At 61.2% G+C, this 18,023-nt stretch carries 18 protein-coding genes and 2 pseudogenes; 15 read left to right on the plus strand and 5 right to left on the minus strand.

From position 1 onward, the window contains the following. From B0G62_RS05270 to B0G62_RS05320, 11 genes are all read left to right on the plus strand, one after another. Entirely contained in the window at positions 1-3,978 is a 3,978-nt protein-coding gene (locus B0G62_RS05270) for a TipJ family phage tail tip protein (protein WP_103703131.1), read from the plus strand. Next, positions 3,978-4,289 (plus strand): hypothetical protein, encoded by a 312-nt coding sequence (locus tag B0G62_RS05275; protein WP_103703132.1) that lies wholly within the window; start codon positions 3,978-3,980, stop codon positions 4,287-4,289. Before B0G62_RS05270 ends, B0G62_RS05275 begins: the two co-directional genes overlap by 1 nt. 38 nt (positions 4,290-4,327) lie before the next feature. Next, on the plus strand, positions 4,328-5,038 hold the full coding sequence (locus tag B0G62_RS05280; protein WP_103703133.1) for a hypothetical protein: 711 nt from the start codon (positions 4,328-4,330) through the stop codon (positions 5,036-5,038). Positions 5,039-5,051: 13 nt separating this feature from the next. Further along, entirely contained in the window at positions 5,052-5,366 is a 315-nt protein-coding gene (locus B0G62_RS05285; RefSeq protein ID WP_103703134.1) for a hypothetical protein, read from the plus strand. Between the two features lie 63 nt (positions 5,367-5,429). Then, the gene (locus B0G62_RS05290) at positions 5,430-5,642 is read left to right on the plus strand and encodes a phage holin family protein (protein ID WP_103703135.1); all 213 of its coding nucleotides are present in this window, start codon (positions 5,430-5,432) and stop codon (positions 5,640-5,642) included. After that, a complete protein-coding gene (locus B0G62_RS05295) occupies positions 5,635-6,132 on the plus strand; it encodes a lysozyme (protein WP_167401186.1) in 498 nt (165 codons plus the stop codon). The genes B0G62_RS05290 and B0G62_RS05295 overlap by 8 nt, the downstream gene beginning before the upstream one ends. After that, on the plus strand, positions 6,132-6,683 hold the full coding sequence (locus B0G62_RS05300; RefSeq protein ID WP_103703137.1) for a lysis system i-spanin subunit Rz: 552 nt from the start codon (positions 6,132-6,134) through the stop codon (positions 6,681-6,683). The genes B0G62_RS05295 and B0G62_RS05300 overlap by 1 nt, the downstream gene beginning before the upstream one ends. Before the next feature lie 78 nt (positions 6,684-6,761). Continuing rightward, positions 6,762-7,613: a hypothetical protein gene (locus B0G62_RS05305; protein WP_146055205.1), complete on the plus strand. Its 852-nt coding sequence runs from the start codon at positions 6,762-6,764 to the stop codon at positions 7,611-7,613. Positions 7,614-7,839: 226 nt separating this feature from the next. After that, on the plus strand, positions 7,840-8,175 hold the full coding sequence (locus tag B0G62_RS05310) for a hypothetical protein (protein WP_103703139.1): 336 nt from the start codon (positions 7,840-7,842) through the stop codon (positions 8,173-8,175). A gap of 49 nt (positions 8,176-8,224) precedes the next feature. Then, entirely contained in the window at positions 8,225-8,452 is a 228-nt protein-coding gene (locus B0G62_RS05315; protein ID WP_103703140.1) for a hypothetical protein, read from the plus strand. Positions 8,453-8,498: 46 nt separating this feature from the next. Continuing rightward, entirely contained in the window at positions 8,499-8,762 is a 264-nt protein-coding gene (locus B0G62_RS05320; RefSeq protein ID WP_103703141.1) for a hypothetical protein, read from the plus strand. A 6-nt stretch (positions 8,763-8,768) separates the two neighbouring features. Here the strand turns inward: B0G62_RS05320 and B0G62_RS05325 are convergent, their stop codons facing one another. After that, positions 8,769-9,515: a hypothetical protein gene (locus B0G62_RS05325; protein WP_103703142.1), complete on the minus strand. Its 747-nt coding sequence runs from the start codon at positions 9,513-9,515 to the stop codon at positions 8,769-8,771. Between the two features lie 554 nt (positions 9,516-10,069). On the opposite strand from B0G62_RS05325, the gene B0G62_RS05330 reads away from it, so the two are divergent. From B0G62_RS05330 to B0G62_RS05340, 3 genes and pseudogenes are all read left to right on the plus strand, one after another. Next, positions 10,070-11,203, plus strand: a complete 1,134-nt coding sequence (locus B0G62_RS05330; protein ID WP_103703143.1) for a HigA family addiction module antitoxin — start codon at positions 10,070-10,072, stop codon at positions 11,201-11,203. 11 nt (positions 11,204-11,214) lie between these two features. Then, a complete protein-coding gene (locus B0G62_RS05335) occupies positions 11,215-11,703 on the plus strand; it encodes a hypothetical protein (protein WP_103703144.1) in 489 nt (162 codons plus the stop codon). A 363-nt stretch (positions 11,704-12,066) separates the two neighbouring features. Continuing rightward, positions 12,067-12,375, plus strand: a pseudogene (locus B0G62_RS05340) (winged helix-turn-helix domain-containing protein); the annotation flags it as partial. Positions 12,376-12,509: 134 nt separating this feature from the next. On the opposite strand, the gene B0G62_RS05345 reads toward B0G62_RS05340, so the two are convergent. Together B0G62_RS05345 and B0G62_RS05350 are read right to left on the minus strand one after the other, a co-directional pair. Then, a complete protein-coding gene (locus B0G62_RS05345) occupies positions 12,510-12,770 on the minus strand; it encodes a hypothetical protein (RefSeq protein ID WP_103703631.1) in 261 nt (86 codons plus the stop codon). 256 nt (positions 12,771-13,026) lie between these two features. Further along, entirely contained in the window at positions 13,027-13,359 is a 333-nt protein-coding gene (locus B0G62_RS05350; RefSeq protein ID WP_103703146.1) for a hypothetical protein, read from the minus strand. Positions 13,360-13,659: 300 nt separating this feature from the next. Here B0G62_RS05350 and B0G62_RS05355 point away from each other — a divergent pair. Next, a pseudogene (locus B0G62_RS05355) lies at positions 13,660-16,743 on the plus strand (transglycosylase domain-containing protein); the annotation flags it as partial. A gap of 233 nt (positions 16,744-16,976) precedes the next feature. Here B0G62_RS05355 and B0G62_RS05360 read toward each other — a convergent pair. Continuing rightward, complete coding sequence (locus B0G62_RS05360; RefSeq protein WP_103703632.1) at positions 16,977-17,504, minus strand: YMGG-like glycine zipper-containing protein; 528 nt, start codon at positions 17,502-17,504, stop codon at positions 16,977-16,979. Between the two features lie 23 nt (positions 17,505-17,527). Beyond that, on the minus strand, positions 17,528-17,908 hold the full coding sequence (locus tag B0G62_RS05365) for a hypothetical protein (protein ID WP_103703148.1): 381 nt from the start codon (positions 17,906-17,908) through the stop codon (positions 17,528-17,530). Positions 17,909-18,023: the final 115 nt, after the last annotated feature.

Consider the following 18,023-nt stretch of genomic DNA (forward strand, 5'->3'; position numbering starts at 1 on the left):
ATGCGAATTTCTGGGGCGAAGGGCAGTGGCAGCAGCACGCCGGCGGAGTCGCCGGATAGCCTGCGCTCGAATGCCTATGCGAAGCAGCTCCACGTTGTTTCAGAAGGCCCGATTTACGGGCTGGCCAACGGGCTGCAGTCAGTGCTCCTCGACGGCACGCCGATCCTGAATAGCGATGGGTCGAGCAACTTCGAAAACTACACGGTCGACACCCGCGTTGGCACGCAGGATCAGGCCTATCTTTCCGGCTTCCCGTCCGTCGAGAACGAGATTGCCGTTGGCGTGGCTCTTACGTCCGACACGCCTTGGGTGCATCAGATCGAGAACACGCAGCTTTCCGCTGTGCGGATCAGGTTCGGCCTGCCTCAGTTTCAGCAATCGAATGCGTCGACGGGCGACGTGACGGGGTATCGGGTCGAGTACGCAATCGATCTCGCTCCGGTGGGTGGCTCGTTTTCGCAGGCGGTGAGCGGCGCGTTTGATGGCAAGACCACGTCGCTCTACGAGCGTAGCGTCCGCGTTGATCTGCCCACGTCATCGACAGGCTGGGTGGTGCGCGTTCGCCGCATCACGCCGAATGCGCATAGCTCGCTGATCGCCGACACGGTCAACATCGAGGCGATCACAGAGGTAATCGATAGCAAACTGCGTTACCCGATGAGCGCGCTCGTTGGGATGACCTTTGATGCGCGCTCGTTCAGCTCCGTGCCGACGTGCTCGTTTGACATCATGGGGCGCATCATCAGCGTGCCGTCGAATTACGACCCGGTGCAACGTACGTACTCGGGCGTGTGGGACGGGACATTCAAGCAGGCATGGACAAATTGCCCGCCGTGGGTGCTGTACGACCTGGTGCTGAATGATCGCTATGGCGCAGGCAAGTTCGTTGACGCGTCGTCTCTCGACAAGTGGGCACTGTACGAAATCGCACAGTACTGCGATGTGATGGTTCCCGACGGCAAGGGCGGAACGGAGCCGCGTTTCACGTGCAATTGCGTGATCCAGTCGCAATCCGATGCGTTCAAGGTGCTGCAGGACATCGCGGGCATCTTTCGCGGGCAGGCATATTGGGGTGCTGGCCAAGTCCTCATCACTGCCGATATGCCGTTCGAAGGCCCGTACGTCTATACGCAGGCGAATGTGGTCGACGGCAAGTTTTCGTATGCCGGGTCGGAGCGGAAGTCGCGTTACACGGTCGCGCAGATCAGCTGGAACGATCCTGCGAACCAGTACAAGCAGGCAATCGAGTACGTCCCCGATGATGATGGCCTCGCGCGCTACGGCGTCGTGAAAGCCCAGATCACGGCATTCGGCACGACGTCTCAGGGGCAGGCGCATCGGCTTGGCCTTTGGACGCTGCTCACGAGCCGCTACGAGACGAACACCGTTACGTTTCAGGTCGGCCTGGACGCTCAACTTTCCGCGCCCGGTGAAGTGATTGCGGTCGCAGATTCGAACAAGGCCGGGCGTCGCATGGGCGGCCGCATTCGCTCAATGAACGGCCGAGCCGTCGTGCTTGACAAAGCACCGACTGCGTCGGCGGGCGACACGTTAACGGTGATCATGCCGTCGGGCATCGCGCAATCGCGCACGGTGCAAATGCTGGACGGCGACACGATCACGGTATCGGATGCGTTCGACGACAACGCCGTGCCCGGCGCGGTCTGGATGCTCGAGAGTGCGGACCTGGTTGCTCAGTTGTTCCGCGTCACGAGCATTGAGGAAAACGACGACAACGGCCAGATCACCTACACGGTCACGGCCGTGCAGCACGAGCCCGGCAAGTATGCCGCGATCGATACTGGTGCGCAGATCCAGCAGCGTCCGGTCACCGTCGTGCCGCCGTCGGCGCAGGTGCTTCCGACGAATGTGCGCGTCTCGACGTATTCGTACACTGATCAGGGTATCGCCAAGACGAACATGGTGATCGCGTGGGACTCGGCGTCGAGCGCGGTCAACTACATCCCGGAGTGGAGGAAGGATAACGGCGACTGGGTGCCGGCCAATCAGACGGGCGGTCTGCAGGTTGAAGTGGCTGGCATCTATCAGGGCACGTATCTGGCGCGCGTGCGCGCCGAAAACGCGATGGGCGTGACGTCTATCCCGGCATACGGCACAGACACCGTGCTCACCGGCAAGACGAGCCCGCCGCCGGCGCTCGCTTCGCTGACGGCGACGACGCAGGTGTTTGCGATCCAGCTCGACTGGACGTTCCCGGCAGATGGCTCGGCAAACGACACGCAGTATGTCGATGTCTGGTACAGCAAGACTAACGACCTCAGCACGGCGGCGCGCCTCTCGCTCTATCCGTATCCGCAGGCGCGCGCGGTGCTTCAGGGCCTGGCTGCGGGCCAGTCGTTCTTTTTCTGGGCGCGGCTCACGGACACGTCTGGAAACATCGGGCCGTGGTATCCGACCGGCGCGGGCGTGAATGGCCAGAGCAGCAGCGATTCGACGCAGATCCTGTCGTATCTCACTGGCCAGATCACGAAGACGCAACTGGGCAGCGATGTGCTCACGCCGATCAACGCGATACCGGGCATCCAGCAGGGCGTCAGCGACAACGCGTCCGCGATTTCGAAGGAGACAAGCGATCGTATAGCCGCCATTACAGACGAGGCCACGGCGCGCGCGAAGGCGATCTCCGACGAGGCGACGGCGCGAGGCGCGGCGATCACGACGGAACAGCAGGCCCGGCAGGATGCCGACTCGTCGCTGAGCACGCGCATTGACACCGTCACCGCAGCAAACGGCACGAACGCTGCAGCCATCCAGACCGAGACGACGGCGCGCACGGATGCCGACACGGCGCTCGGCCAGCGCATCGATACGGTCGTGGCCACGGCGGGCGCGAACACGACGGCTATCAGCCAGGAGGTGACCGCACGAGCCAATGCCGACACCGCTCTCGGGCAGCGCATCGACACAGTGACCGCTTCGGCCAACGGGAACGCCACGGCGATCACGCAGGAGGCGACGGCGCGTGCGAACGCCGACACGGCGCTGGGGCAGCGCATCGATTCAGTCACCGCGACGGCGAGCGGCAACACGACGGCCATCACCCAGGAGCAAACGGCCCGTGCCAGCGCAGATACAGCGTTGGGTCAGCGCATCGACTCGGTGACGGCGACGGCGAACGGCAACACGACCGCGATCACCACCGAGTCGACGGCGCGCGCCAACGCGGATTCGGCGCTCGGCACGCAGATCAGCGCGCTTTCGGCGCAGATCAACGTGCCGATGGCGGGCGACAACGGGGGGTACGCGGGCGCTACGACGGTCTACGCCGGTGTGTGGTCTGAGCAGTCGGCGCGAGCCGAAGCCGACCTCGCGCAGGCGCAAAGGACCGACGCCGTCGCAGCCCAGTTGCAGAGCACGATCAACGACGTTGTAACGACGCTGAACGCGGCGGTGCAGACCGAGTCGCAGGCCCGTGCCGATGCGGACAGCGCGCAGGCATCGCAGATCACCACGGTGCAGGCGCAGGCCAACGCGAACGCGGCGGCAGTGCAGACGGTTGCACAGTCGTACGCGGATCTCAACGGGCGCGTGAGCGCGTCGTACACGATCAAGACGCAGGTCACGAGCGGCGGCCGGACGTACATCGCCAGCATCGGCGTGGGGGTCGACAACAGCAGCGGCGTGGTCGAGTCGTCAGTGCTCGTGGCGGCGCAGCGCTTCGCGATCCTCGACAACACCGGATCGACCGTGCAGTCGCCGTTCATCGTGCAGGGCGGCCAGGTGTTTCTGGCGCAGGCCTTCATCGGCACTGGCTGGATTCAAAGCGCGAATATCGCCGACGTCATCCAGTCGACTGCGGTGGGCGCGAACGGTCAGCCGCGGTGGAGGCTCGACAAGAACGGGACGCTCACGCTCAACGGCGCGAACACCGGCAGCGGGTATCTGACGCTGTCCGACTCGACGCTGCTGGTCTACGACAACAACAACGTGCTGCGCGTACGTTTGGGGCTCTGGTAATGACGGCTGGTCTTCAGATCTTTGACGCGAGCGGAAACATCGTTCTCGATGCAACGTATCGCGTGATGCGGCTGGCTGGATTCACACAGATCTATGGCGGCACGAACGGGAGTGTTGTCGACAGTCGGTTGGCGCAGGGTGGCTGGTTTGCGTTTCAGCCAAGTTGGACGCGCGGCGACGGGTATTTGTCAGGCGGCTGCATCGTTCCGCGCTTCACGTTGAGCGGAAACACACTCTTGTGGACGTGGAGCGCAAAAAACAGCACCTATGACATTTATCAAGACGGATACATCGTCTATGGGGGGGGTTGATGACCGCTGGATTCCAGGCGTGGACGGATAGCGGACTAGTGCAGATCGACGGCACTTCGCAAAACTTCGCGCTGCGCCAGACTCTCAGTGTCACGACGGGCGCTGGATCTGTGAACGTCGGAAAGTCGAATGCTGGCATTCAATACACACTCGCCGCCAACGTCGCGAATATAACCGTGTCGGCTGTCGCTCCGCTTATTGCTCTATATAGCCCGAATGCGTACGCAACCATCCTCAAGTGCTACAACAATACGAATGGCACGTGGTCCATTCAGATCTGGTCGAGTTCAGCAACCACGGTAACGGTCTATGTGTTTGATCAGTCCGTGGCGGCCGCGCCGTCTGGCGCAGGATACGGTCTGCAGGTGTTCGATGAGAGCGGCAACCTGATCGCCGACGCGCGCCAGCGGCTCGCGCGCGTGCTGGACGTCCAGAGCGGAAACATCATGGGCGCGGGGCCTGGGTGGGGTCAGTGGAATCAGGTAGACCTGAAACAGTACTCGTTCGGACCTTACACCGGCGTGAGCAAGATCGGCGTCGCTGCGATCGCAACAGCGTGGGTTTCTGCGCCGGCGGGCGGCAACAATAGCGGCTGGTACAACGTGAGCGCCCTACAAACAGTCGGCAACACCATCAATTTTCAATACGCCTATAACGCGGTCGGCAACACAACGCATCCGGGAAACAACACGTGCTTCGGGTCGCAATACGACTGGCAGTTTCTGGCAATCGATTTGAGCAATCTTTAACTGGAGAAACACGATGCCGATTAAAAAGGATTACGAAACGCCGTCGACCGGCGCAGTCGCTAGCTATCACGTTACGGGACTGGTGACGCTCGATGCCACGGCTAAGACGACCATGGCGATGGTGTATTCGTATCTGAGCGCTGACGCGCGCGCGGCGGGCAAGGCGCCTATGTACACGCAACAGATCCCGGTGACGGGACTGCCGCCCGATGGGCAGGATGCTTTCGCATACGCGGATCAGCAACTCATCGTCGCGCCCGCGAGCGACGACTCTGCCGCACTGAACCCGGCGCGTAGCGTTTTCGTTGGTGGCGATGTCGTTACCTAAGCATCCGCAGGACAGAAATCAACGCCGCCCGCGAGGCGGCCTTTTTATTTCCGGGGGGGATAGATGCGAGTGAGCCCGACAGAAGCCGCGAGCTACGCCGGTAGTGGTGTAGCGATGGCGTCGTCTTTGACGTTGACCGATGTCGGCGTGATTGTCGGTATCGGGACTGCAGTGCTGACGTTTTCTCTCAACGCGTACTTCATGTGGCGCAAGGATCAGCGCGAACAGCGCGAGTCGGATGCACGTCTGCACGAACTGGAGGAACACGGTGGCTAGTGGAGCGAAGAAAACGCTTGTGGGTGTTGTGGGGGCCGCGACAGCGGCCCTTTTAGTTTCTGTCGTGCCGAAGTTCGAAGGGGTCGTGTTGCGCGGGTATCTCGATCCGGTAGGGATTCCCACGAAGTGCATGGGCGACACGCACGACGTCGTGGTTGGCAAGCGCTACAGCGAAGCCGAGTGCCGCGAGTCGTTGGAGGCGCAACTTATCGCTCACGCGGAGCCGGTGCTTAAGTGCACACCGTGGCTGAAGGGGCGCACGTACCAGCTCGGCGCCGCTGTGAGCTTTGCCTACAGCATCGGTACGGGTGCGTACTGTGGCAGCACGACGGCGCGTCGATTCAACGCAGGCGATTACCGCGGCGCGTGCAAGGCGATGAACGAGTCGGACGCGGGCAAGCCGCAGTGGGTGACCGCGCGCGGTCAGGTGTTGCCCGGCCTGGTGAAACGCCGCGCCGACGAGCGCGCTATCTGTGAGAGGGGGCTTTGATGCTGGCATTCCTGAAATTGACGTGGCCGTACCTGCTAGTTGCGCTGATCGGCGCGGCGATAGGCTTCGGCGCCGAACACGTGATCGCTGGTCGACAACTGGCCGTCGAGCAGGCCGCACACGCGCAAGACAACGAGAAGGCAGCGAGCGACATGCTCAACGTGTCGCGCGCGGCGCTCAATGGCGAGCAGCGCGCAATTGATTCTCACAACCAGGCCGCGTCGGCGGTCGCAGCGGCGGATGCCGCGGCCACGAAGGAGAAGGAAGCTCATGAGGCTGATAACCGCAAGTATCGCAGCGCTCTCGCTACTGGCACTGAGCGCGTGCGCGTCGCAGTGCGCAACTGCGTTCCAACCGGTCCCGGCATCGTCGCCGGATCTCCCGGCGCCGCCGGCGTGGGCGATGGTGGCGCCGCCGTCGCAGACCTCGACCCAGCGGTTGCAGAGCGCGTTTTCGGGGTCGCTGGAGACGACCAGCGCGAAATCGACAAAGTGAAGGCGCTGCAGGCATACGTCTGCGCAGTGCGCCCGAAGACGCCTGGTTGTTCGTAGGCAGATCGTAAACCAGTGTAAACTTTTGGGGCGGCTGGAGAGGGCCGCGCCAACAAAACCTAGATCCGGGGAACAAGAATGAAAAAGACGCTTCTGGCGGCCTGCCTCTTCACGGTTGGGCTCGCAGCTTGTGGAGGTGGTGGCGGGAGCAGCGATAGTGCACAGCCTGCGGCCAAGTCGCTGACGATCTCGATGTATGGCAAGCCGATCGTGTCGGCCTCGTCGGCCACGGTGGCGCATGCGCAATTCAGCCTGATCTCGGAAGCCGTGGCCGCGGACGCTGCGAACCCGGCATCGGATGCGCAGGCGACGGCCAAATCGCTGACCGATGCGCTCGCCGAACGCGGCGTGAAGGCTGACATAACGAATCAGGTGATCGACGGCACCGCTCTGCATCAGATCGTGACCACCGAGTACAACGGTAAGTCGCCGACGGCGGACCAGTTCAAGACCGACCCCAGCTCGTGGGTGATCGTGAATTTCCAGCTCGACGACATGGTGACACCTGCGAGCGATCCATCGCAGCAGGCAGCAATGAAGCAGTTCACGGCCGACCTGCTGGTCTTTTCGCAGTGGGCCGCGGTGGCTGGTAAAGCGGTGTTCGTTGTGCAGCCCATTATCACGTGCGACACAATGAATTCGGCGGCCAGTGGGCTGTATGCCGCCGAGGGCGCTGCGTTGAGTAACGGTGCGCCCATCCGCTTCATCGGATCGGTTCCGACGGGCTTCGGCTTCGATACCAACGGCAAGCCGGTTCCGAACACCGGCACGGACCTGTCGCACTACGGTGCGGACTGTCGCACGCCTGACACGTATCTGCAGAACGCGCTTGTCGACTCAATCGCGGATAGCATCGCGTTCGCTTACAAGGAGTCGAGCAGTACGGGCGCGGCGAGCGATGCTTCGGTGGCCTCTGCCGCATCGCAATAACGCGTCTCCAGCAGAAAAGAGCCGCCGCCCTGAGAGAGGCGCGGCGGACCCAAGCATAGTTGGCCTCTCGTAGCAAACTATGAGACGGGCGCCTTCCGTGCAAGTAGGCGACCGCTTTCAATGTAGGGCATGAATCGCCCTCAGTCCATGTTCCGAAACTTCGTCGCTGCGTCCATTGCTATCATGGAACCCTGCTAGTTGGGGTCGTCCTTGAAGCGGAGGGAATGTGGACGAGGAGACGAAAGCCGAGCTGCTGACGTTTCTCGTTGTCGGGCACTTGCTCGCATACGCCCGCTGCGGCGAATGGCTGCGCACTGACCACCTGATCGAGTCTTGCCAGATTTGGCTGTCGTCGAATGGAGCCCGCTGTGACTGGCTAGATAGGGCAAAGCTCGTCGGCGCAAGTCATGCCCTCGCACAACGTGCGCAACTTCTGCCATTTCCACAAGATGAAGCCGGCCTATTGCGACTATTCAATCTACAAAAGGGCTGGTTCCTCGACTATCGCTCGCCCGTCGTCCGCGAAATCCACACGATGAGCGTTGCCTATCTCACCCCCTAGATGCAGCACGGCATTCAGCGATGGCGCGCCTATTCCATTTATCGGCGCAGTGCCGCAGGGCTTCGGATTCGATACGAACGACAAGCCGATTCCGGACGTCGGGACCGACCTTTCGCGCTATGGCGCTGACTGCCGCTCGCCGGACGCCTATCTGCAAAACGCATTGCTCGACTCCGTCGCGAAGGACATCGCGGCTATCTACAAGGAGTCGCAGGGCGCCAGCGCAGCGAGCGATACCTCGGCCGTATCCGCAGCATCGGCGGCGTCCAGTTCGTAGCGCTTGGCTTCGCGTTGCTATCATGGCGGCTGTCACATGGAGCCGCATGTGCACGAACTATGAGTCAGCGCGCAGCGATCGCCTCTTCAAGCACTTCGGTATCGAGCCACCAAACTCGCCGTGGCGCGATGAGGTCTACAAGGACTATCCCGCGCCGATCATTCGCCGAATCGACGGCGCCGAGCAGGCTGACGTGGCCGCGTTCGGCATCGTGCCGCCCAAGCACATCCCGCCGGGTGTTCGCGTGTTCGACACGATGAACGCGCGCGGAGACGCATATGTTCCTACACCGTGGTCGCCGGTTATCTGACTCGGCCTACCAGCGATGCCAGATGATCATCGGAAGGAGGCGCAGAAGGCCGCAAAGGATAACAGGGGCGAGCACAACAAAGCTGATCGCCTTGATATATAGCGGCATTGCTTTCTTTCCCTTGCTGAGACGCCTCGCGGACCAGCCTTGGACATAGAAGGTGAGAGGCAGGGTGAGCAGCCCGACGATGCCCAAGGAGATCGGGTGCCGGTACATGTCGAGCCTAGTGATTGCATCTACCAACGCCTGGAAAGACGGGAATCCACGAGACGTTACCCATCCGAACAGTTCAAGCAGCAGCGTGTACACGCAGAAGCACGTGACAAGCAGGCTAACTGTTCCGCGAAACCCGAATTTGACCTGGACGCCAGCCCCAAAAGTTCTTGCTGCCCGCATTGCCTTTACGTACGCGAGGACAGGTAGCGCGAACACCACGATCAACAGGCTCCAAAAAAACTCCCCGAATGGCCCTGCGACAAAAATGCAAGCGAACAGCAGTACGATTGCCGCGAGAATAGTGCCGGCCTCAAGGGGATTCTTCCAATCCACATGTGCGAATGCCCCTTCGTAGCCGGAGGCAGACTGCCCGCGGCTCTTCGAGCTAGGCATCATGCCGGCGATAAGCCATTGTTGAAATAGGGCTGGATTCGACGGCGGGACCGGGAAAGTGCGAGGGCTGACCTCTCCTCCCATTAGCTTATGGCCCGTAAGATAGCTGTCGTAAAGGTCGGTCTTATGTTCGTTATTGTCCATTGAAGAACTTAGAATTGTTTGTCGTGAACGTTTCTGTTGAGCGAGCAGATAGCATTCTGCGCCCGGCCTTTGATAGATCGAAAACTGGCGCCCCAACACGTGTCCCTGTCATCCGCGTCAGTACGCCACGCTGGCACAATACCACGGGCGCTTGGCGTCGGCTGCATTACTGTAACCGCAAGCATGCTGTTGGCACTTCCGGTGCTATCGGCTTTCTTTCTTCTCTCTATTGCGGCGTTCAAGTATCTCGTCAACCATGGCCCACTGACGCTCTGTTGGCGGGTCTGTCAAACACGGCTCGGCATCGAGTTCGCGATTGAAGCACTCCCATACCGAATTCGGCAGCGCGCCGCCGCTCGGCTCTAAGAATCGTCGAATCTGATTAGCCCGCCTGACCGTCGATCGCAATCGGTGAATCTCCCACAGCAATTCGAGTACGCCCGGGCTTGGGTGCTCGTCCAAGGAGTAGTGGCCCGTGCTCACGGTGGGCTTGGTCCTGTATATATGTACAGTAAACTTGCGAAATTTCGAAATTTCGATAAAATGCCGTTACTATGAGCGACTACAAGACACCAGGGCAACTGATCGAAGCATTGCTGGCAGAGCGAGGTTGGACCCAGCGGCTCCTTGCTGTGGTACTGGATATGAGCGAGTCCACTACGAACAAGCTCATTTCGGGCAAGCAGGCGGTTTCTGCTGAGATTGCGTTGTTGTTGGAAGAAGTGTTTGAGACGCCTGCGGAGCGGTTTCTGTCCTTACAGAAAGACTTTGACTTGGCGCGCGCGCGCCTGGTATCGAGACCTGATCCCGGGAGGGCAACGCGTGCGGAAGTGTTTCGCGGTTTGCCGGTTGCGGAGATGATAAAAAGAAGGTGGATTGATGCAACGGACATTAAGGACATCCAGTCAGTAGAGGCCTCACTGGCAAAATTTTTCCGTGTATCGACAATCGGCGACATTGAATTTCTGCCTCACGCAGCAAAGAAAACGGCTGTCGGCGGTGAAACAACGCCAGCGCAGTTGGCATGGCTGTACCGCGTGCGCCAAATTGCTGGCGAAATGATGGTCGGCCAATTCTCTCCATTCGGCGTCCGTCGGGCAATTGAGCAATTGAAACTGCTTGTCCTGTCTGTCGAGGAGGCTCGTAAAGTGCCGCGTGTCTTGGCCGAGGCCGGAATCCGCTTTGTGATTGTGGAGTCTCTGCCGGGGGCGAAGATTGACGGCGTCTGTTTCTGGTTAGACGATCAGTCGCCCGTGATAGGGATGTCTTTCAGGCATGACCGCATCGACAATTTTTGGTTTGTACTGCGCCACGAGTTGGAACATGTTCTTCGGGGGCATGGCAAAGAGTTGATCGAAATCGACTCAGAGCTTGAAGGAAGTCGGGCGGGAGTGGGGAACGATATTTCGGAGCAGGAAAGACAGGCGAACGCTGCCGCTGCGGAATTTTGCATTCCCGCGAAGACGTTGGACGCCTTTATCGCGAGGAAGGCTCCCTTTTTTGCGGAGCGAGATATTCAGAGCCTTGCTGCTGCACTGAAGATTCACCCGGGATTAGTGGCAGGTCAGTTACAACATCGAACGGGGCGCTACGACAGATTTCGCGATCATTTGGTGAAGGTTCGTTCCATCATAGCCCCAGGGGCATCCGTGGACGGTTGGGGTGATGTGGCACCAGTGGGCATCTGAAAGGAGTTCGAATGCAAACGAAAGCTCAGCAATATCAGGCAATTGTTCGGTGGTACAAGGAAGAAACTGGCAAACAGTCGGTCGACATGCACGATGTTGCGCGTTTCGCGATCAGCAAAGGAGTCAAGCCACCGACGCCAAAAACTCCGGAAGCTTTGCTTGCGGAAAAGCTCTCGGCGGCCTCACGGGAAGAAACGGCTGTAGATAGCGCAACTGGGCGTCCCTATCGTGTCAACTTTGCTGTAACGCAGTGGAGTGGCAAGGACCAGATGACGCTTTGGCACACGCTGGATGAGGCGCCGCGGAATGTTGCACACAAAGGGCTTATGCAACGGCGAGAGCAAATGGTCGGCGATGCGGTCTCACTGTCTGATGATGCAGACCATTGGAACCGCGTTCACCCCGAAGACGAAGCGATTCAAATCCCGCTCGACTTCGAGTTCGACGTGATGCTCAGGCGCAACGCTCCCCCAGACGAGGACGAACAGAAGGCTGCGTGATTGACGTCAACAAAGGCCCCGCTTCAAGCGGGGTTTTTTGTATTTCGTAGACATCGCGACAAGCAACTTCGAATCATTTCACGAAACGTTAGGAGCGGCTGTCAATACGGAGGATTTTGATGATATATGAAAAATTTCATGATCGGGCTCTAATTTAATAATCAATGCGCGTCTGCCTTGCTTCAATGTATTGGCAGGTAGTTTGATAAGTAGATTTCGGAAAAATCTTCGTTCAAAACCCCTATGTAAGTGACTGATTTTATTGAGTTGCATCTGTAGGTGTTTGCACGCAAATTCAGCTGAAATTTTCCATGTAACTCTTTGATTAATATATTTAATTCGTAAAAAGAAGGGCTCTAACACTTCGACATGCGCCGTCAAATCGTCACGGTGCGCGGCAATGCGGTCGAGTTGTCGAGTACGCAGTACCGGCTCGCGTCGCTGTTCTTCGCCAACGTCGGCCGGGTCCTGTCGCGCGACCACATCTACGCGATGGTCTGGGGCCGCGAACTGCACACGCTCACGCGCACGATCGACAGCCATGTTTCGCGCCTGCGCGTGCTGCTCGACATCGAGGAGCCGAACGGCTTTCGCCTGCAGCCGGTTTATAAGAGCGGCTACCGGCTGTTGCGCCTTCAGGATGAAACGCCGCAAGAGCGCGAAGCGGCCTGAACGCACCGTAGCGGAGGGGGGCGATAAAAAAGCGGCGGCACGCCAATGCGTGCCGCCGCTTTGCTATTCATGCCGCTATCCGTGCCGACGCCGGCAGGGCCGCGCGTGGCTTCCACTTCCGTCAACTTGCTCCGTCAACGTGCGAGGCCGAGCCCCTGCAAGACCGCGTTGCCTTCAGGCGTCAGGCGGATCTGCGCGGCGCCCGCGGCGACGTCGCCGGGCACCTGCTCGACGAGACCCGCTTCCTGCAGTGACGAAATCTCCGGCTTTGCGTGCGCGTCGATGGGCGCGTGCAGCAGCACCAGCAGCGTGGCCAGCTCGTGATGGCTCAGCAGGCGGCGCAGGATCGTGCGCTTAACGGGCTTCGAGGAACTGGCGGTATTCTCGCTGCTTATTTCTTTTGCTGCCGATGGCTTTGAACCTGTCCAGTACACGGGCACCTCCTGCTGCGTTTCTTATGGGTGACGCGATGATGCGGACGAAGACTTAAACGATTCTTAAAACCCGCTCGCGAAAATGTGTCGCCGTACTACATGACGTTACGGCACGTACGTCGATGCAATCGGACTGCGCCGCCGCAGCTTACGCGCGGCGCAAAGCCTTGATTACAGAAGACAAACGGTAAGCGCGACAAAGAACGCGGCGCCGCGATCAGGGCGCGCAGGTCTTGCTCGCGCCCTCGATCCAGAGGTTCGCGGCGTGGCGCTTGCCCGCGTAGAAGCGGTAGGTGGTGGCGCCATTGTCCGCGCGCACCTTGATGACGTTCGAGTCACCAAAGTCGAGCATTTCGCCCTGCGGCAGCGAGGTGGTGCTGAAGCTGGAGTTATGCCGCGTGGCTTCCACGGTCAGACACGAAATCACATCGCGAACCGAACGGTTGGTCGTCGAATCGATGACGGGCTGGCCTGAGTCCGGATTGCTTTGAAACCAGGCGCAAGCGCCGAGCGTGAGCGAAAAGGCAAGGGGCACGACTAGCTTCTTCATATGGCTCCTGATGCATGGGCCGCTGGCGGCCGGGGGACCGAAGATTATATCGGCAGCACGTCACATGCCGGCGTTGGTTCGACCACATTGGCGGCGCGCCGATTGCCTGCCTGGTGGTTGAAGGCGGATAGATGGCGATTGCACGCGCATGTGTTCCGGATCACCCAGGCACGGCTGTTGCGGACATGCGACTGTTGCGCTTGCGGTGCGTCACAAGCGCACACGAACACGCATGAGGCGAGATAGACTATCTTCCAGAGGTGTACTCCGCGATCTGACGCGACGTCAGGGAGAATAACCATGAGCCGCCCGTCGGTCCGTTTTCCTGTTCGCGCCACCGGTGCCGGTTCGATCTGGCGGTGGATCAAATGGGGTTTTATTGTCGCGTTTCTGGCCGCCATAGTCATAGTGGCGCGCATCGTCCAGATCGAGATCGACACCTCGCGGCTCCAGGCGCGCTATCTCTCCGAACTCACGCGCGATATCGGCTTCACCGTCGAAAGCGGGCCGAGTCACAACATCCAGTTCCCCACGACCAACGGTCCTTACGACGTGCGGCTCGGTTATGCGCAACTGCCGTCGTTCACCGAGCGGCTCACGCAGCGCGGCTTCACCATCGCGGCCCAGGCGCGTGATTCGGAACGCATGATCCAGCTCGCCGAGGACGGTCTTTTTCTGCCCTACGAGGAAAAAGACCAGGCCGGCATCGTGCTGCGCGACGCCAACGGCGGGACGCTGTTCCACACGCGTTATCCGCAGCGCGCCTATGAAGGTTTTGACGCCGTGCCGCCGCTCGTGCGCGACTCGCTGCTCTTCATCGAAGACAAATATCTGCTGGCCGCGGACCAGCCCAATCGCAATCCGGCCCTCGACTGGGGACGCTTCAGCCGCGCGCTCGTCGATCAGGGCGCGCGCATCGTCAACCGCCATCAGCAGACGCCGGGCGGCAGCACGCTCGCCACGCAGATCGAGAAGTTCCGCCACTCGGCGGGCGGGCGCACCGCCACGCCGCCCGAAAAGCTGCGCCAGATCGCATCGGCTTCGGTGCGCGCGTATCTCGACGGCCCGCAGACGATGCCCGCGCGCCAGCAGATTCTTGTCCACTACCTGAATTCCGTGCCGCTTTCGGCGAAGGCGGGTATCGGCGAAGTGAGCGGGATTGGCGATGGCCTCGCGGCCTGGTACGGGCGCGATTTTCGCGACGTGAACCGCATCCTGCGCGAACCGGTGTCGAGCGCGACGCTCGACGAACAGGCGCTCGCGTTCCGTCAGGTGCTCTCGCTGCTGATCGCGCAGCGGGCGCCCTCGTATTTCCTGCAGAAGAATAACGACGCGCTCGCGAAGCTCACCGATAGTTACCTGCGTCTGCTCGCCAGCGGCGGTGTCATCTCGCCCGCGCTGCGCGACGCCGCGCTCGCGACCCAGCTCACGCTCGACCGCTCGAAGCCCGCGCCGCGTCCGCCGGCTTCCTATGTCGACCGCAAGGCGGTGCTGACGTTGCGCACGCAGTTGATGCAGGCGCTGGGCCTCAAGACGCTTTACGATCTCGATCGTCTCGATCTCACGGCCACGGCCACGCTCGACGATTCCGTGCAGCAGGCCGTGAGCGACCGGCTCGCCGATGCCGCGACCAAGGACGGCGCGCGCGAGGCGGGTCTGGTCGGCTTCGAGATGCTGCGCCCGTCCGACGATCCCTCTAAGATCGCGTATAGCTTCACGCTGTTCGAGCGCAGCAACGGCGAAAACCTCGTGCGCGTGCAGACCGACAGCGTGAACCAGCCGTTCGACATCAATTCGGGTGCGCGCCTGAATCTGGGTTCGACGGCGAAGCTGCGCACGGTCATCACGTATCTGCAGATCGTCACTGCGTTGCACGACAAGTACGCGAGCGAAGATGCAAAGACGCTGCGCGCGATGCTGCCGCAGGTCGATCCGAGCGATGCGCTCACGCGCTGGGCGATCGACTATTTGTCGAAGACGCAGGACCGTTCGCTCGATGCGATGCTCGAAGAGGCGGTGCAGCGCAAATATTCCGCGAACCCGGGCGAGACTTTCTACACGGGCGGCGGCGCGCAGAGCTTCAACAACTTCGAGTCCAGCGACAACGCGCAGATCCTCACGGTACAGCGCGCCTTCCAGCATTCGGTGAATCTGGTGTTCGTGCGGCTGATGCGCGACATCGTGCACTACGAGATGATTCAGACTTCGGGGCAGCCTTCGACGTGGCTCGACGATCCGGTCGCGCGTAACCGCTATCTCACGCAATTCGTCGATGGCGAGAGCCAGGTGTATATGAAGCGCTTCTACACGCGCTATCAGGGCAAGAGCAACGACGAGGCGATGGCGCTGCTGCTGCAGCACACGCGCAAGGGGCCGGCGCGCATCGCGACAGTGCTGCGCAGCGTGGACCCCGACATCAAGCCTGCCGAGTTCAATGCGCAGATGCGCGCGCAGCTCAAGAACACCAAATTCCAGTGGCTCGACGACGAGGATCTGGCGAAGTACTACGACAAGTACGCGATCGACAAATTCAACCTCAACGATCGCGGCTATATCTCGGGGATTCATCCGCTCGAACTGTGGCTGCTCAACTATCTGCGCGCGCATCCGGATGCAACGCTCGCCCAGGTCCAGCAGCAAAGCCGCGATGTGCGTCTCTACACTTACAAGTGGCTCTTCAAGACGCGCTATCACGCGACCCAGGATCGCCGTATCCGCCGCATGATCGAACTGCAGGCCTATGACGCGATCGGCAAGTCGTGGCGCGCGCTTGGCTATCCGTTCGACAGCATCACGCCGTCGTATGGCGCGGCGATCGGCGCATCGGGCGACCGTCCGGCGGCGCTGGCCTATCTGATCGGGCTGGTATCGAGCGATGGCGAAAAACTGCCGACGCATAGTTTCGAATCGCTCGACTTCGCGCGCGGCACGCCTTATGAAACGCGTTTCGTGCATGCGTCCACGCCGCCGCAGCCGCTGATCTCGCCGCAGATCGCCAAGGTGACGCGCGAGTTGTTGAATTCGGTGGTGGAGGGCGGCACGGCCAAGCGTCTCGCCGACGGCATGCCGATGCCCGACGGCAAGATGCTGCCGGTCTACGGCAAGACGGGGACGGGCGACCAGCGCTTCAACGTGTATGCGCCAGGCGCGCGTCTGATTGAATCGCGCAAGGTGAACCGCAGCGCGACTTTCGTGTTCGTGATCGGTAATCGCTTCTACGGCACGCTGACTGCATGGGTGCATGAGCCCTATGCGGCGCGCTACACCTTCACGAGCGCGCTGTCGGTGCAACTGCTGAAGTCGCTCGCGCCGGTGCTGCAACCGCTGCTGGAGGATAAAAGCGCGCCGGACGGCAAGCTCAAGACCGCAGCCCAACCGCCGCAGGTGACGTTGATCGACACCGAAACGGGCGCGACGCAGCAGGTGAGCTGGACGCAGCTCACGCGGGCGAGCACGCCCGGGTGGAGCAGCACGGTGCCCGGATTTTATTCGGATGCCGAATCATCGATAAAGGTGTCGGCCGGGAAGTGATTGGCGTTTGAGCGGATTATTCGACGCGATAGCAAAAGGCCTGAACCGCTGTAAAACGCGTTCAGGCCTTTTTCGTTACTTTTTCGTCAGTAAGCGCCTGCAGGCGGCGGGGGGGCCGATCCCGGCGGCGGAGGCGGCAGATAGCGCTGTTGCGGCTGGTAAGTCTGATACGGCTGCTGCGTCTGCATATGTCCCGCGACCGGAATGCGGTTGCCGTTGGCGTACATGCACTGGAGATACGCATTGTCGTAGTTGCGTTGCACCTGGTACGCCGAACCCTGTGCGTTGCCCATACCCACGGCGCTGCCGGCCAGCAGGCCCGCGCCCGCGCCGATGGCCGCGCCCTGGCCGCCGCCGAACGCCGCGCCCGCAGCCGCGCCGAGCGCCGTACCGACCACGGCGCTACCCACTGCCGAATTGGTCGCCGCCTGATTGGTGGAGACGCCACCCGACTGCTGGAAGGCGAACTGGCGGCAGTTGTAATCGTCGTTGCGGAACTGGTCGTAAGTCTTGCCGGTGCCCGGCAGGGCCATCACGCTCGGCCCGGTCGGCACCACGGCGCACGCGCTCAGGAGGCCCGCGGCAGCGAGCAGCGCGAAATAAGTCGTTTTCATGTGCGGCTCGATCTCGTCAAAAATCAATTCGAAGGCGCCGGTTGGGCCGGCACGGCGCGCCAGCCCGACGAGCACTGCTTCACGTACGGGTAATAGGTTTTCGATGCGTCGCAGTAGTACCAGGTGTCGCCGTTGTCGCTGGCGCCCGGACCATCTGCGGGGCCAGGCTGGTAGTTTCCTGCGGCCGCTTGCGGCTGGCCCTGTTCGATATAGTCAGGAGCGTCCGGCGGCGGCGCAACGATCACGGGCGGCGGCGGCCCCCAGTAGTACGGCGCGGGCGCGACCGGATAGTAATAGGGCACGCCGCCGCCAATGTAGACGCCGACGTGCGCCGCCTGCGCCGCACCGCTTGCACAGGCGATGGCCGCGACGGCGGCTCCAAGTATCAATTTCGACCTTCTCACAACGTTCTCCAGGACGGATGGGTTCGGGCAGCCGGCTGGCGGGACCTTGTCCCGCACGAGCGCGCCCTCGCATCTTCCAACGCTAAGTCATCGTAGTGCGCAAGGCAATTACCGG

The sequence above is a fragment of the Paraburkholderia eburnea genome (assembly GCF_002917095.1).
In the GTDB taxonomy this organism is placed as follows: domain Bacteria; phylum Pseudomonadota; class Gammaproteobacteria; order Burkholderiales; family Burkholderiaceae; genus Paraburkholderia; species Paraburkholderia eburnea.